The following is a 12897-nucleotide window of genomic DNA, read 5'->3' as shown; positions in this document are numbered from 1 at the left end:
GAAGCGGTCGGATACGGATCGAATCCGACCGGAACGGGTGGGGCCTGCGCGGATCAGACCGGGTCGACGTGGTCCTGACCATGACCATGACCATGACCATGACCATGACCATGCTCGCCGAGGCCGCTTCTGTTGATCCCGCCGGTCCCGCCGCTGGTGTTCTCCCCGCCGTCGCGCAGCAGCTCACGGCCGTACTCGACCATCTTCCGCGCGTAGTCCTCGGTCCACTCGGCCTGCTCCGCGATGTCGGCCGGCGTCAGCCGGTCGAACCGGCGCGGGTCGGCGAGCTGGGCCGCCGCCATCGCCTGGAACTCGACAGCGCGGTCGGTCGCGGCACGGAACGCGAGGGTCAGCTCCGTGGCGCGGGTCAGCAGCGCGCGGGGGTCGTCTATCGACTCCAGGTCGAAGAAGTGCTCGGGATCGTCGGCCACCTGCGTGGGCTCGAAGAGCAGGGGCGCGGGGCGTAGCCGCGGTTCATTGCGACGCGGCGTGGGCTCCGCCATGTCTTCTCCTCCTCGTACGGTCCGCACCGTTCCTACGTACCCTCCACGCGCCACGGCATGTACGGCACACGGTCGAAAAGGCCCCGCAATCGAGCCGGGCCACCGTCCATTGTCCCCTGCCCGCGCAAGTGGGCCCCGGGGTCCGGCCCAGCAGGCCCCTGATCTGCCCCTACGGCCGCCAGACCACCCGGTGTTCCGCCAGATGGGAGAGCACCGCGTGGTTCGCCTCCCAGCCGTCCGGGCTGTAACCATTGGCCGCCTCCGGCGGCGTGCCGGACTCCGTCCGGCGAGGGGGCGGTGCCGGACCGGGTGCCTGTCGATCAGGCGCCCGGCACGTGGATCACGGCCGCCAGAGCACCCGGTGTTCCGCCAGATGGGAGAGCACCGCGTGGTTCGCCTCCCAGCCGTCCGGGAACTTCACCGTCACGCCCAGCTGTACCGGCTCCGTCGACGGATGGTCGTCCAGGAGTTCGGTCACGCCCGCCCGGCACACCACCACGCACGCGTGCCGGTGTCTGGAGGCGAGGACGCAGAGGCGGCCCGTCTCCAGGTGGAAGGCGGTGGCGTCGGGGCGGCCGGAGAGCGGGTGCAGGACCACCGTCACGTCGAACTCCCGTCCCTGGAGCCGGTTCGCCGTGTCCACGGTGACGTCCGGGACCCCCAGCTCGGCGAGCGCCGCCCGGACCGCCGCCGCCTGGTCGCGGTGCGCTGTGCCGACGGCGATCCGGTCGGCCGTGAGGGGCGTCGGCTCGGGTCCCCGTTCCGACGTGGCCGCGCCGCCCCGGTCCAGCATGCGGCGTACGACCATGGCGACCGCGCGGACCGCCTCGGGGTCCGTACGAGGGGTGTGCCGGGCGGGGAGTTCCAGCAGGCCCCAGCCCGATTCGGCGGCCTCGTCGAGGACCCGGTCCGGGGCCGAGCCGTCCGACGGGACGGCGAACGCGAGCCGCCGGTCGCCGTGGCCGGTGCCGCTGCGGAACGGGGTGTACGGGTAGAAGGCGGCCGAGACGAGGGGCGCGGCCGAGGCCGGGAGCCGCCAGGACACCGGCAGCCGGTGCTGCGGCAGTTCGGGGTTGTGGGCCAGGAGGGTCGTGACGGCCGAGGCCGACGGGTCGTACGACAGGCCCGCCCACTGCTCCGCGCCGACGATCGAGAAGGGGTCCAACTGGCCCGGGTCGCCCACGAACAGGGCCCGCTCGAACAGTCCGGCGACGGCGAGCAGCGCGTCCGAGCGCATCTGGTACGCCTCGTCCACGATCGCGTGCCGCCATGGCTCGTCGACCTTGACGTGGGCCCACTTGGCCGCCGTGGAGATGACCACGTCCAGGCCGGCCAGCTCGGCGGCCTTCGCGGACTTCCGTACGTTCGGCAGGTCGTCCAGCGCCTTGTCGTACGGGTCGGTGTCGCTGCTGTGCAGACGGCCCACCGGCAGCTCGGGGTTCTTCTCGGCGAGGCGGACGACGAGGTCGTCGACCTGGGCGTTCGTCTGCGCGATGACCATCAACGGGCGCCCGGCGTCCGCCAGTTCGAGCGCGGCCCGGACCACGAGGGTGGACTTCCCGGCCCCGGGCGGCGAGTCGACGACGACTCCGCGATGCGTGCCGTGCAACGTGTCGTGGAGGATCGCGTCGGTGGCTCGGCCGGCGGCGGCTCCGGGGTCGAAGGGGGCCTGCGGGGTGTGAGCGGCGTTCACAGCACGTCCTCTTCGGTCACCGGGTCGGCTTCCGGCAGCGTCGGCGTCGCTTCCTCGCCCGGAGGGCCGCCGTGGGTCCACGGGGTCTGGTCCGCGTCGGGGAGCTTCGCGCCGCCCCGCTGCTCGTGCTCGAAGAGCGTGAAGCAGATCAGGTCCCCCTTCTCGGGCACCGACCCGGCCTCCGGCTCCTTGCCCCGGCCCATCTTGTCGACCACCCGCAGCACGATCACCGAACCCTCGTCGCCGGGACCGTCCTCATGGCCCACGAACTCCGCCGCCTGCGGCTTGCCGCCCAGCGAGCGGTACACCTTCACCCGCCCGGAGAGCTGCGGCCGGTCGTCCGTGCGGACGGTGACCAGCGGGCGCGGGCTCGGGCGCTTGCCCTCGCTGTACGTCATGACGACATCCGTGACCTCGCCCGCGAACGCCTCCCCGGCCAGCCGCCGGCCCGCCATCACCAGCGGGTCGTCCAGGGCCTCCTGGGCCTCCAGACGGGCCTGTTCACGCTCCCGCGTGGCCAGCTTGTTCGCCGCCGTCACCGCGTCGTCGCGGCGCGGCTGCGGGGGTTCGCCCGCGGTGACCCGGTCGCGGTGGCCGGTGAACGACCAGCGGTCGCGAGTCCAGCGGTCGGCCGCGTGGGCGCCCTCCGGCAGCGCCCGCAGCAGGTCGAGGCCGCGCCACACGGCGTCCCAGGTGGGCCGCGTACGGCTCTCGACGAGGGCGCGGACGTCACGCTCGGCGGCGGTGAGTTCACCGAGCCGGTCGTCCGCCGACTCGCCGTCCTCGGCGGCGGCGAGCGCCGTCCGCGCGCGGTTGTAGTTCTCGATCGCGGGGGCGAGCAGCTTGTTGTCGAACGCGGGGTCGGTCGCCGGACCGGCCGGCGGACACAACAGCTGCCCCTTCGCGTCCCGTGCCAACTCGGCCCGCAGTGCCGCCTCGGCGCCCGACACACCGTCCGGCGGGTCGATCCAGGCGAGAAGCGCACCCAGGTGCTGGTCCTCAAGCGTGGACTGCCCGGTCGCCCAGTGCCGCGACAGCACGTCCGTCAGCGCCAGGAGGAGAGCGGAACCGGGGACCCGGGCCCGCTCCCCGTAGTGCGTGAACCAACGGCCGAGCAACGGCACCCGGGGTGGCGCGGGATGCGGCGTCTCCGGATCCTGTTCCGCCGTACGCCGAAAGCGCGTCGAGCGCCCCAGGAGCCGTACGAGATCGATGCCGGCGCGGCTCGGGACGATCAACTGGGGCGCGTCCGCGCACAGTTCGACCTCGACCTTGACCCGCTTACCGGTCTCCGGGTCGGTCTCGCTGCGCTCCGCGGCCTCCACGGCGTCGGCGTGGTAGTCGATGAACGGCAGCACGACGTCGGCCAGTTCGGCGAGGAACGCGAACCTGAGGTCGCGGTCGCGCGGCTGCGGTACGACGAGCAGGCGCGGCGCGTCCCGGTCGTCGCCGACCAGCGCGCCCAGCGGGGCCCCGGCCTCACCGGCGGTGATGAGCGGCACGAGGACGAGGGGCCGCTCGGACAGATGACGGTGCCGGACGGTGGCGGCGGGCTGGGCGCGACCGGTGCTGACGGCTTCGAGGCGGGCGAGGGTGGTGATCAACGACATCCTGGGCTCCCCGGCTCCAACTCGGCCTCCGGCGAGGTGAGTTCGACGTAGCGCAGTGCCTCGGCGCGCAGGGCTGCCGCTCTGCGGAGCGCCGCCACGGTCGGGTCCTGGGGGTCACCGGACCGGCCGTGGGCCGCCGACAGGACGTCGTCGACCGTGGTCAGGGTGCCCAGTTCGGCCCGTACCGAACGGCCGAGCGGGGTCACCGCGCCCTGCGCGCGGGAACGGTCACGGCAGTGGAAGGCCAGCTCGCACGCGGACAGGCACTCCGGCGCGTACTCCGCGGGCACCGACTCGACGGCCGCGGTCAGTTCGGCGGCGGGCAGGTCCGGGGCGAAGCACGTGCCCTCGGGGAGGGTGTCGGCGATGTCCTCGATACGGGTCAGCCGGGACAGCTGGCGACCGGTCACCGCCCGCTGTTTACGGACATCGACGGCGGACGCGGCCGGAAGGTTGGAGAAGTCCTTCGGGCAGACCAGCAGCACGCGATGGCGTACGACCGGCGCCGGATCGCTGCCCTGGGTGAGCCGGGCGGCGACCTCCTCCAGCGCCAGCACGTACACCGCGGCCTGGCGGGCCGCCGCGCCCACCTTCGCGGGGTCCGCCGAACCGTCCAGCATCGGGAAGGACTTGATCTCCACGACTGACCAGCTGCCGTCCGGGTGCACGACCACCGCGTCCGGCTCCAGGAAGGCCGGGGAGCCGGCGACGTCGAGGGCGAGCATCGGGTGGTCGAGGAACGTCCAGCCGCCGGCACCGGTGCCGGCCCTCGCTGTCGTGGCGTCGCGCAGGGCGAGGGCCGTCCGCGCGGTGCGGCCCTCCGGTCCGGTCGCCGTGAGGTCGGGGACCTCGGCCTCCACCGGTGCCGGGGCACCCGGGTCCAGCTTCTCGTGCACCAGCCGGAGCAGCTCCGAGCCCCCGTCGGCCTTGACCCGGGCCTCGAAGGTGTTGCCGCGCGCCAGGGCGAACTGGGACTGACCGAAGGCGGACGGTGAGCCCAGCGCGCTCGCCAGTGTCGCCTTGTTCACCCCCGCGCCGTCCAGGATCGCGCGCCTTCTGCACCCGGGGTTGGCCGCCAGGGCCGCGAGGGCACGCGCGTCCAGTGCCTTCGGCGGGACCGAGGGACCGCGCAGCTCAGCGAGCCGCTGCCGCAGCGCCGTCCCCCGCGTCCGCGGAAGCGGCACCCGGCTCGGCCCCTGGTCCGGGAACCGGCTCGAAGGCGGACTCGCGCTGCCTTGGAATTCGCTCACGCGGGGCAGTCTGGCATTCACCACTGACAATCGGGGCCTCCGCGCCACGAGAGCGCGTTGTGACGGGTGCGACGCGAGCCGTGATCCACCCCCTCGCCCGGTCCGCGTTCCGGATGACGAGCGGTGCCAGCAGCAGCCCGAGGCCCATCACGGCCGCACCCGCGACGGCGTCGAGGAAGTAGTGGTTCGCGGTGCCCATCACCACGATCGTGGTGATCAGCGGATAGGCGACGGCCAGGACCTTGGTGGTGCGCGTACCGCCGTACCGCCACAGCATCACCCCGCACCACAGCGACCAGCCGACGTGCAGGCTCGGCATCGCCGCGTACTGGTTGGTCATACCGCCGAGCCCGCGCGGGGCGCTCGCCTGGCCGCCCCACCAGCCGTACGAGCTGTACTGGGCCATCGTGTCGACGAAGCCGTGGCCGGCGTCCAGCAGACGGGGCGGGCAGGTGGGCAGCAGGGTGAAGCCGATGAGGCCGATGAACGTCGAGGTCATCAGCCAGGTGCGGGCCGCCCGGTAGCGGACGGCATGGGACCGGAAGAGCCAGACCAGGATGGCCGGGGTGACGAGGTAGTGCAGCGACGCGTACCAGAAGTCCGCCGGTACGCCGATCCAGGACTCGCTGGTGAACAGGCGGTTGAGCGGGTGCTCGGCGTTCAGTCGCAGCGCCTTCTCGAACCGGAGGATCGCCAGGCCGTGCTCCACGGCGGTCGACTCGTTGCCCCGCACCAGCAGGCGTCCGGCCGAATAGCACGCGTAGACGAGCAGGAGCAGTGGCAGCTCGGTCCACCAGCGAAGCCGGGGGGGTGGGTCCGTCTCGGTCCGTGCACTATCGGTCCGCGGCATCCGATCGTCTCTCCCACTCTGTGTTCCCGTTGAGCTGCGCCTCCGGTCGTCGGTGGCCTGCGGTTCGTCCGATTTTACGGCGTACGTGAACGCGCCGGGCGGCGCCCCTGTCACTAGACGCAAAGATCGACCCCCCGGTTGCCCTCCGACAGCGTGCGCGATGATGGAGGGGTTCCGCCTTGCTTTTCCGCCATTCGGTACCCCTGATTCGCTTCGTCGTCCCCTTTCGTTCGTCTCTCACCTCATTTGCCACGCCAACCGTCTCCCCCGGAAGGGGCCCTCATGGCATCGCGCATCCTGCTGGCCCGGCACGGACAGACGGAGTGGTCGCTGTCCGGCAAGCACACCGGCAGGACCGACGTCCCCCTCCTCGACGAGGGGCGGCGCGGTGCCAAGCTGCTCGGCGAACGGCTGCACCGGGCGCCCTTCGACGGGCTGCCCGGGGTCGAGGTGCGCACGAGTCCGCTGGCACGCGCGCGTGAGACGTGCGAGATCGCCGGGTTCGCCGAGCGTGCGACCGGGTGGGACACGCTCATGGAGTGGGACTACGGCGCGTACGAGGGCATGACCCCGGCCCAGATCCAGGCCGTCAGGCCCGGCTGGCTGATCTGGCGGGACGGGGTCCCCGGGGGCGAGAGCCTGGAGGCGGTCACCGCGCGCGCGGACGAGGTGGTCGCGTGGGCACGGTCGGCCGATCGCGACGTGCTGGTGTTCGCCCACGGCCACATACTCCGGTCGATCGGTGCGCGCTGGCTCGGGCAGCCGATCGACTTCGCGGCCCGCATCAGACTGAACCCGACATCACTGTCCGTACTGGGATGGGCCTACGGCGAGCCGGCCATAGAAACCTGGAACGACCTGGGCCATCTGGCCGGCTAGCGGACCGTAACAAGCGCCGACGAGGGCATGCGGTGGGTCGCGCGGCCCGTCACCTGCGATCTCCGGGCGACGGAAGCGCCCCCTGAGGGGCGCGGGGAACTGCGCGACCAGCCCCATCGGGCCCGCGGCCGGGCAGGTGGGAGCAGACCCGCCCCAGTCGTGCGACCGCCCGCAAGCTATGCCGTGCGCGGCAGACTCGCGTGCCTCTCCAGGAACGCCGAGACCACCGAAGCCCGCCGGTGCGGCAGAAGCACCCTCGCCGTGGCCGCCAGCATCGTCTGGATGCGGGACGACTGGACCTCGTCCAGCAGGTCCAGGACACGCATGCCTGCCACCGCCGCCTCGTCCGGGTGGCCGCCGCGGGCCAGGTCGTCGGTGAGTTCGGCCGTGTACAGGGCGATGTTCCTGGTGAAGTGCGGGTTCTGGAGATGAGCCGCTCGGCGGGCGTGCCGGGCCGCGCGGGGCCAGTCGCCCAGCGTCGACCAGCACTGCGCCTCCAGGCCCTCCAGCTCGGCCTCTCCGTAGAAGCTCATCCACTCGGGGTCGGCCTCGGAGGGGCCGCGTTCGAACAGCGACTGGGCTCGCGCCAGTGCCTGTTCACAGCCGGCCCGGTCGGCGAGTCCCGCCCAGCCGCCCGCCTCGCGCAGCGCCAGCAGCGACATCAGACGGGGCGAACCCAGCGGCCGGGCCACGCGCTGCGCGGCCTGCGCCGCTCTGACCGCCTCGCGCGGGCGCCCGGAGTCACGCGCGAGGAACGCGGTGTTGCAGAAGGCGTGCGCCTCCAGGGCCGCGTCCCCGGCCACCCGGGCGGTCGCCAGTGCCTCCGCGTAGTGCGAGCGCGCGTCGTCGAAGCGGCCCGAGTCGTGTGCCAGCCAGCCCACGGAGATGGCGAGTTCACCGGCGCCCGCGTGCAGCCGGTCGGCGGTGGCCTGCCGTACCGCACCCGCGTCGAGCAGTTCGTAGGCGGCCCGCAGCGGTGCCGCGGCGCGCCGGTAGAGCCCGTCGGCGCCGTGTCGGTCGTCGAGCAGTCTGATGCGGCGTACCGCCTCTTCCAGGGCCCCCGCCTCACCGGCTCCGACGCGGCGCATGGGACGGCCCGCGGTCGAGGCCGACGCTTCGTAGGTGAACCCGAAGGGGCTCAGGGAGACGGCTGCCGCTGTGGCACCGCCCGTCATGAATGCGCGACGCAGCACGTCGCTCTCCTCGTAGTTGTCGTGCGTTTCGTACGGGTCCTGCGCGTCCTGCATGTCATACGGCTCATACGCCCCCGGCGTCTCACCGCCGGCGTACGTCGGGATCGCGGGGTGAACGGGGGGCGTGTCCTCCGTGTCGCGCGCCCCGCGTCCGCGTACCGACGAGCGGGGCGCGAACCCCAGGTCGGCGAGTGTCCGGCCGGGGAACATGTGCAGGAACACCCGCTCGTACGCGTAGTTGGGACAGCGGATCTCACCCGCCTCGACCCGACCGACGTAACGCGCGTCACAGCTGACCCGCTCCCCGATCTCGCGGGCGGCCCGCCGTACCGCCGCGGCGAACTCGCCCGGAGAGCGCTGTCCGCGCAACTGCCGAAAGGCGAGGTTCGGCCGTGGCGGCCGGGGGGACTCCGACGAGGTCACTGTTGACGACGTCATGGCCGGGCCCTCTCTGCGAACCGTCGAACCGTGCCGGATTCCTGACGAGTTGGAACAGTTATCCATCGGACGTCCTGTTTCCGGCGGGCAAGAACGTACCCGCTGCGCACGACCCGCCATGCGGGGTTTGGCTACAAACCGGATATCTCATCCACGATCTGCCATGAACTGCCATCCTTTGCAGCGGTCTTGTGCCGTAGCCGTTGACGCGGTGGCGCGTTGAACCGGATGGACCGGGAGCCACCCGAACTCCCGACCCGTTCGTTTCAGGAGGGGTTCCGTGGTGGAGGCCGGGATGGAGATCAGCCCAAGCATCGATCCGTGTACGCCGTTCAGCGCGCGTACATCGATCGCATTGCCCGCATCGTCCACGTCAAACGTGGCGCCCAACTGTGATCTGGTGACGGTTCCGGCGCGGCAGGGGCTGGAAGCGGTCGACATCCTGCGCCGGGGGGCCGGTGACGCGGTCGGCCCCGTACTGCACGACGACGGCTGCGACACCCTCGGCTTCCTCGTCCCGCCGGGCACCGCCGCCGCCTGGGACGTCCCGGGCAGCACCTGCACGGAGACCAATGGGCGGGGCCTGAGCCTCGCGGTCCCCGATCCCGTGCCCCCCGTCGAGGGCTCGGACTGGCTGCTCCCGCCCGGGGACGCGGACCTGGCCACCGACCCGGCGGTGCTCCGCGCGGCCCTCGGCGAGGCGGCCCGGCTCATCGAGGCGGCGGACAACCGCCGCTGACCTGGCGCGACAGTCGTACGGCCGCCGCCTTCGCCCACCCCGATAATGGGGGAATGGGAAAGTCCAGAAACGCGCGGCGCGGACAGCCGGCCGCCGAGGCCGTCGTCGAGACGGTCGACGGCGGGCTCGCCGAGCTGACCCCCGACCGGGACCGGGCGCGCGCCTGGACACTGTTCATCGACGGCGCCCCGCAGTCCCACGTCGACCTCGACGACCCGGCGTACCTCTCCTTCGAGTACCAGCGCCGCCTCGGTCATGTGATCGACCTTGTCGCGCCGCCAGGCAAGCCCGTGCAGGTCGTGCACCTCGGCGGCGGAGCCCTCACCCTCGCCCGGTACGTCGCCGCGACCCGCCCCCGGTCCACCCAGCAGGCCGTCGAACGGGACGCGGCCCTCGTCCAACTGGTCCGCCGAGAGCTGCCGCTGGACCCGAACGCCCGGATCCGGGTGCGTTCCACCGACGCCCGCGAGGGCCTCGCGAAGATCCCCGACGGCTGGGCCGACCTGGTCATCGCGGACGTGTTCAGCGGGGCGCGCACCCCGGCCCATCTGACGTCCGTCGAGTTCCTGACCGACGTACGCAGGGTCGTGAACGACGCCGGCTGTTACGCCGCCAACCTCGCCGACGGACCGCCGCTCGCCCATCTGCGCGGCCAGATCGCCACCGCGGGTGCCGTCTTCCCCGAGCTGGCCCTGATCGCCGACCCGACGGTGCTACGGGGGAAACGGTTCGGCAACGCGGTGCTCGTCGGCTCCGCGCACCCCTTGCCCATCGCCGAGCTGACCCGCCGTACCGCCTCCGACCCGCACCCCGCCCGCCTCGAACACGGCCGCACCCTCGCCGACTTCACCGGTGGGGCCGTACCGGTCACGGACGCGGCGGCCGTCGCCTCACCGGCGCCACCACCGTCGGTGTTCCGCTGATCCGGGCAGCCGATCAGCGGTTCAGTAAGTGAGGACCTGTACGTGCGGTGGGCCGTCGTGCCAGGTGCAGAACACCGACACCCGGTCCGCGCCCGCGCCGAAGTCCACCCGGATCCACGTCTCCGTCTTCCACACCTGCATCGACCAGCCCGCCGCGGGCGTCGCCGACACGAGCGTCGCGTAGTCCGTACCGAGGTCGAGGACCGCCCGCCCACCCTCGGTGTCGTACGCCTTCACCGTGGAAGGCGACTTGGCCGGGGCCGGAGTCCCGCTCGGAGTGGCTGTCGGCGTCGGCGAGGCGGTCGCGGTGGGCGTCGCGGGCGCCGTCGAGCGGGTGGGCGCCGGGCTCACCGACGCGGGAGGCGGCTCCGGCTGCCGCGATGCCGACCCCTGCCGGGCCGCGTCGGCCGCCGTGATGGGCAGCGCGCGGGGCGGGTCGTACGCCGTTCCCGCCATCACCGTGTGAACACCCCACCACGTCATCGTGGCCGCCGCGCCCGTGGCCAGCGTCCACGCGAGAAGGTGTACGAATCCTCTGCGCATCGCCGGTCATACTGCCTCACGCGCCCCACAGGTGTCGCCTGTCGGTGTCCGGACGCGGTCGCCGCCGAGTTGTCCACAGGCGCCGGACCCGACTCGCCGGATTGGCGTACGGTGCGGCGCATGGCAAGTGTGCTCGTGGTCGAGGACGACCAGTTCGTGCGCTCCGCCCTCATCCGGCATCTGACCGATGCCGCGCACCTCGTGCGCAGTGTCGGCACCGCCCTTGAGGCGCTGCGCGAGGTCGCCCACTTCCGTTTCGACGTGGTGATCCTGGACCTCGGTCTGCCCGATCTCGACGGGTCCGAGGCCCTCAAGATGCTGCGCGGAATCACGGACGTGCCGGTGATCGTCGCCACCGCACGCGACGAGGAGTCGGAGATCGTCCGCCTCCTGAACGCGGGCGCGGACGACTACCTCACCAAACCGTTCTCCGTCGAACACCTGTCGGCCCGCATGGCCGCCGTACTGCGCCGCTCCCGCGCCGCCCCCGTGGACACCTCGCCGCCCTCGGTCCTGCGCGTCGGCGGCCTCGCCATCGACCCGCTGCGCCGGCAGGCCGAACTGGACGGCGTACGGCTGGACCTGACCCGCCGCGAGTTCGACCTGCTCGCCTTCCTCGCCCACCGCCCGGGGGTCGTCGTCGCGCGCCGGGAACTGCTCGCGGAGGTGTGGCAGCAGTCGTACGGCGACGACCAGACCATCGACGTCCATCTGTCGTGGCTGCGGCGGAAGCTGGGCGAGACAGCGGCCCGACCCCGTTATCTGCACACCCTGCGGGGCGTCGGCGTGAAGCTCGTGCCACCCGGAGCGGAACCGCCGCTGTGAGGGGGGAGGGGGACAGCATGAGATGGGCGCTGGTCAAGGTCTGCGTGGCGGTCACGACCATGGTCGTGGTGGCCTTCGCCGTGCCGCTCGGGCTGGTCATCAAGGAGATGGCCCGCGACCGCGCTTTCTCCAACGCCGAGCGGGAGGCCGCGGCCGTCGCCCCCGCCCTCTCCATCACCACCGACCGCGACCAGCTGGAGCGGGTCGTCGCCGCCGCCGGATCGGACGCCGGCCTGGCCGTGCACATCCCCGCGAGGGGTGGTGCGAGCGCGGTCGACCTCGGACGGCGGCGCGCCCCCGACAGCGACATCGCGGCCGTCCGCAGACTCGGCCGCGTCTCCACCGCCGAGGTGTCCGGCGGCTCCACTCTCCTGCAGCCCGTCGCGCTCAGCTCCGGTGACATAGCCGTCGTCGAGGTGTACGTCCCGGAGGCCGAGGTCGGCAACGGCGTCGGCCTCGCCTGGGCGGTGCTCGCGGGCGTCGGTGCCGTCCTCGTCGTCGGTTCGGTCGCCGTCGCCGACCGGCTGGGCGTGCGCATGGTGCGACCCGCCAAGCGCCTCGTCGAGGGCGCGCACGAACTGGGGGAGGGGAAGCTGGGCGCCAGAGTGCCAGAGGAAGGGCCGGCCGAACTGCGCCTCGCGGCGGTCGCGTTCAACTCCATGGCCGACCAGGTCGTACAACTGCTCGCCAATGAAAGGGAGTTGGCCGCCGATCTGTCCCACCGGCTGCGGACACCGCTGACCGTGCTGCGACTGAACGCGGCCTCGCTCGGGGACGGTCCGGCCGCCGAGCAGACCCGGGCCGCGGTCGCCCAACTGGAGCACGAGGTCGACACGATCATCCGTACCGCCCGTGAGGCCAAACCGAGGACGACGGCTCCCGGGCCGGGCGCCGGCTGCGACGCGGCCGAGGTCGTGCGCGAGCGGATGGCCTTCTGGTCGGCGCTCGCCGAGGACGAGGGGAGGAAGGTGAGGGTGGCCGGTGCGGAGGGGCCGGTGCGAATACCCGTGGCCCGCGCCGACCTGGCCGCCGCCCTCGACGCCCTCCTCGGCAACGTCTTCCGGCACACCCCGGAGGGCACCGCCTTCGCGGTCGACGTCCACAACGGCGACGACGCGGTGATCGTGCTGGTGTCGGACGCGGGGCCCGGGATCACCGACCCCGAGGCCGCCATGGCCAGGGGCCGCGGCTCGGGGAACGCGGGGTCGACGGGCCTCGGCCTGGACATCGTGCGCCGGCTCGCGGAGTCGACGGGCGGGGACGTACGGATCGGCTCGTCGGTGCTCGGCGGCACGGAGGTGAGGATCTGGATCCAGCTGGACGGCAGAGCGCCGGTTCGGCGGGGACACCGGGACCGCACGGGTTCGGTGTCGGGTGCGGGCCGGTGGGGTTTCTCGCGCAGTTCCCCGCGCCCCTGAAAGACGAAAAGCACGGGGCGCAGCCCCTGCTTT

11 protein-coding genes and 1 pseudogene are annotated in these 12897 nt (G+C 72.8%); 5 read left to right on the top strand and 7 right to left on the bottom strand.

All coding sequences use genetic code 11. From position 1 onward, the window contains the following. Nucleotides 1-158: 158 nt before the first annotated feature. From PV734_RS38820 to PV734_RS38800, 5 genes and pseudogenes are all read right to left on the bottom strand, one after another. A pseudogene (locus PV734_RS38820) lies at nucleotides 159-503 on the bottom strand (hypothetical protein); the annotation flags it as partial. A gap of 340 nt (nucleotides 504-843) precedes the next feature. After that, entirely contained in the window at nucleotides 844-2196 is a 1353-nt protein-coding gene (locus tag PV734_RS38815; RefSeq protein ID WP_319294108.1) for an AAA domain-containing protein, read from the bottom strand. After that, a complete protein-coding gene (locus PV734_RS38810; protein WP_319294107.1) occupies nucleotides 2193-3806 on the bottom strand; it encodes a hypothetical protein in 1614 nt (537 codons plus the stop codon). The genes PV734_RS38815 and PV734_RS38810 overlap by 4 nt, the downstream gene beginning before the upstream one ends. Then, a complete protein-coding gene (locus tag PV734_RS38805; protein WP_319090241.1) occupies nucleotides 3797-4990 on the bottom strand; it encodes a hypothetical protein in 1194 nt (397 codons plus the stop codon). Before PV734_RS38805 ends, PV734_RS38810 begins: the two co-directional genes overlap by 10 nt. After that, complete coding sequence (locus PV734_RS38800; RefSeq protein ID WP_319294106.1) at nucleotides 4941-5906, bottom strand: phosphatase PAP2 family protein; 966 nt, start codon at nucleotides 5904-5906, stop codon at nucleotides 4941-4943. Before PV734_RS38800 ends, PV734_RS38805 begins: the two co-directional genes overlap by 50 nt. A gap of 282 nt (nucleotides 5907-6188) precedes the next feature. Here PV734_RS38800 and PV734_RS38795 point away from each other — a divergent pair, with 282 nt between their 5' ends. Beyond that, complete coding sequence (locus PV734_RS38795; RefSeq protein WP_319090239.1) at nucleotides 6189-6785, top strand: histidine phosphatase family protein; 597 nt, start codon at nucleotides 6189-6191, stop codon at nucleotides 6783-6785. A 176-nt stretch (nucleotides 6786-6961) separates the two neighbouring features. Here the strand turns inward: PV734_RS38795 and PV734_RS38790 are convergent, their stop codons facing one another. Next, nucleotides 6962-8416: a hypothetical protein gene (locus tag PV734_RS38790; RefSeq protein ID WP_319294104.1), complete on the bottom strand. Its 1455-nt coding sequence runs from the start codon at nucleotides 8414-8416 to the stop codon at nucleotides 6962-6964. A gap of 280 nt (nucleotides 8417-8696) precedes the next feature. Between PV734_RS38790 and PV734_RS38785 the strand changes: the two genes are divergently transcribed. Further along, nucleotides 8697-9155 carry a hypothetical protein gene (locus PV734_RS38785; RefSeq protein WP_319090237.1) on the top strand — a complete coding sequence of 153 codons (459 nt, stop codon included), beginning with the start codon at nucleotides 8697-8699 and terminating at the stop codon, nucleotides 9153-9155. Between the two features lie 53 nt (nucleotides 9156-9208). Further along, on the top strand, nucleotides 9209-10078 hold the full coding sequence (locus PV734_RS38780; protein ID WP_319090236.1) for a fused MFS/spermidine synthase: 870 nt from the start codon (nucleotides 9209-9211) through the stop codon (nucleotides 10076-10078). Between the two features lie 21 nt (nucleotides 10079-10099). Here the strand turns inward: PV734_RS38780 and PV734_RS38775 are convergent, their stop codons facing one another. Next, nucleotides 10100-10621 carry a hypothetical protein gene (locus tag PV734_RS38775; RefSeq protein ID WP_319090235.1) on the bottom strand — a complete coding sequence of 174 codons (522 nt, stop codon included), beginning with the start codon at nucleotides 10619-10621 and terminating at the stop codon, nucleotides 10100-10102. Between the two features lie 120 nt (nucleotides 10622-10741). Between PV734_RS38775 and PV734_RS38770 the strand changes: the two genes are divergently transcribed. Together PV734_RS38770 and PV734_RS38765 are read left to right on the top strand one after the other, a co-directional pair. Beyond that, on the top strand, nucleotides 10742-11446 hold the full coding sequence (locus tag PV734_RS38770) for a response regulator transcription factor (protein WP_319090234.1): 705 nt from the start codon (nucleotides 10742-10744) through the stop codon (nucleotides 11444-11446). Between the two features lie 17 nt (nucleotides 11447-11463). Next, complete coding sequence (locus PV734_RS38765) at nucleotides 11464-12864, top strand: HAMP domain-containing sensor histidine kinase (RefSeq protein ID WP_319090233.1); 1401 nt, start codon at nucleotides 11464-11466, stop codon at nucleotides 12862-12864. Nucleotides 12865-12897 lie beyond the last annotated feature (33 nt).

The sequence above is a fragment of the Streptomyces sp. AK08-02 genome, from assembly GCF_033795085.1.
In the GTDB taxonomy this organism is placed as follows: Bacteria; Actinomycetota; Actinomycetes; order Streptomycetales; family Streptomycetaceae; genus Streptomyces; species Streptomyces echiniscabiei.
Note: the sequence above shows the minus strand (reverse complement) of the source record. Positions and strands in the feature narration are given on the sequence as shown.

Coding starts and splice junctions, on each gene's coding strand:
- PV734_RS38795 (WP_319090239.1), top strand. CDS start 6,189: ATGGCATCGCGCATCCTGCTGGCCCGGCACGGACAGACGGAGTGGTCG.
- PV734_RS38780 (WP_319090236.1), top strand. CDS start 9,209: ATGGGAAAGTCCAGAAACGCGCGGCGCGGACAGCCGGCCGCCGAGGCC.
- PV734_RS38800 (WP_319294106.1), bottom strand. CDS start 5,906: ATGCCGCGGACCGATAGTGCACGGACCGAGACGGACCCACCCCCCCGG.
- PV734_RS38770 (WP_319090234.1), top strand. CDS start 10,742: ATGGCAAGTGTGCTCGTGGTCGAGGACGACCAGTTCGTGCGCTCCGCC.
- PV734_RS38790 (WP_319294104.1), bottom strand. CDS start 8,416: ATGACGTCGTCAACAGTGACCTCGTCGGAGTCCCCCCGGCCGCCACGG.
- PV734_RS38810 (WP_319294107.1), bottom strand. CDS start 3,806: ATGTCGTTGATCACCACCCTCGCCCGCCTCGAAGCCGTCAGCACCGGT.
- PV734_RS38765 (WP_319090233.1), top strand. CDS start 11,464: ATGAGATGGGCGCTGGTCAAGGTCTGCGTGGCGGTCACGACCATGGTC.
- PV734_RS38775 (WP_319090235.1), bottom strand. CDS start 10,621: ATGCGCAGAGGATTCGTACACCTTCTCGCGTGGACGCTGGCCACGGGC.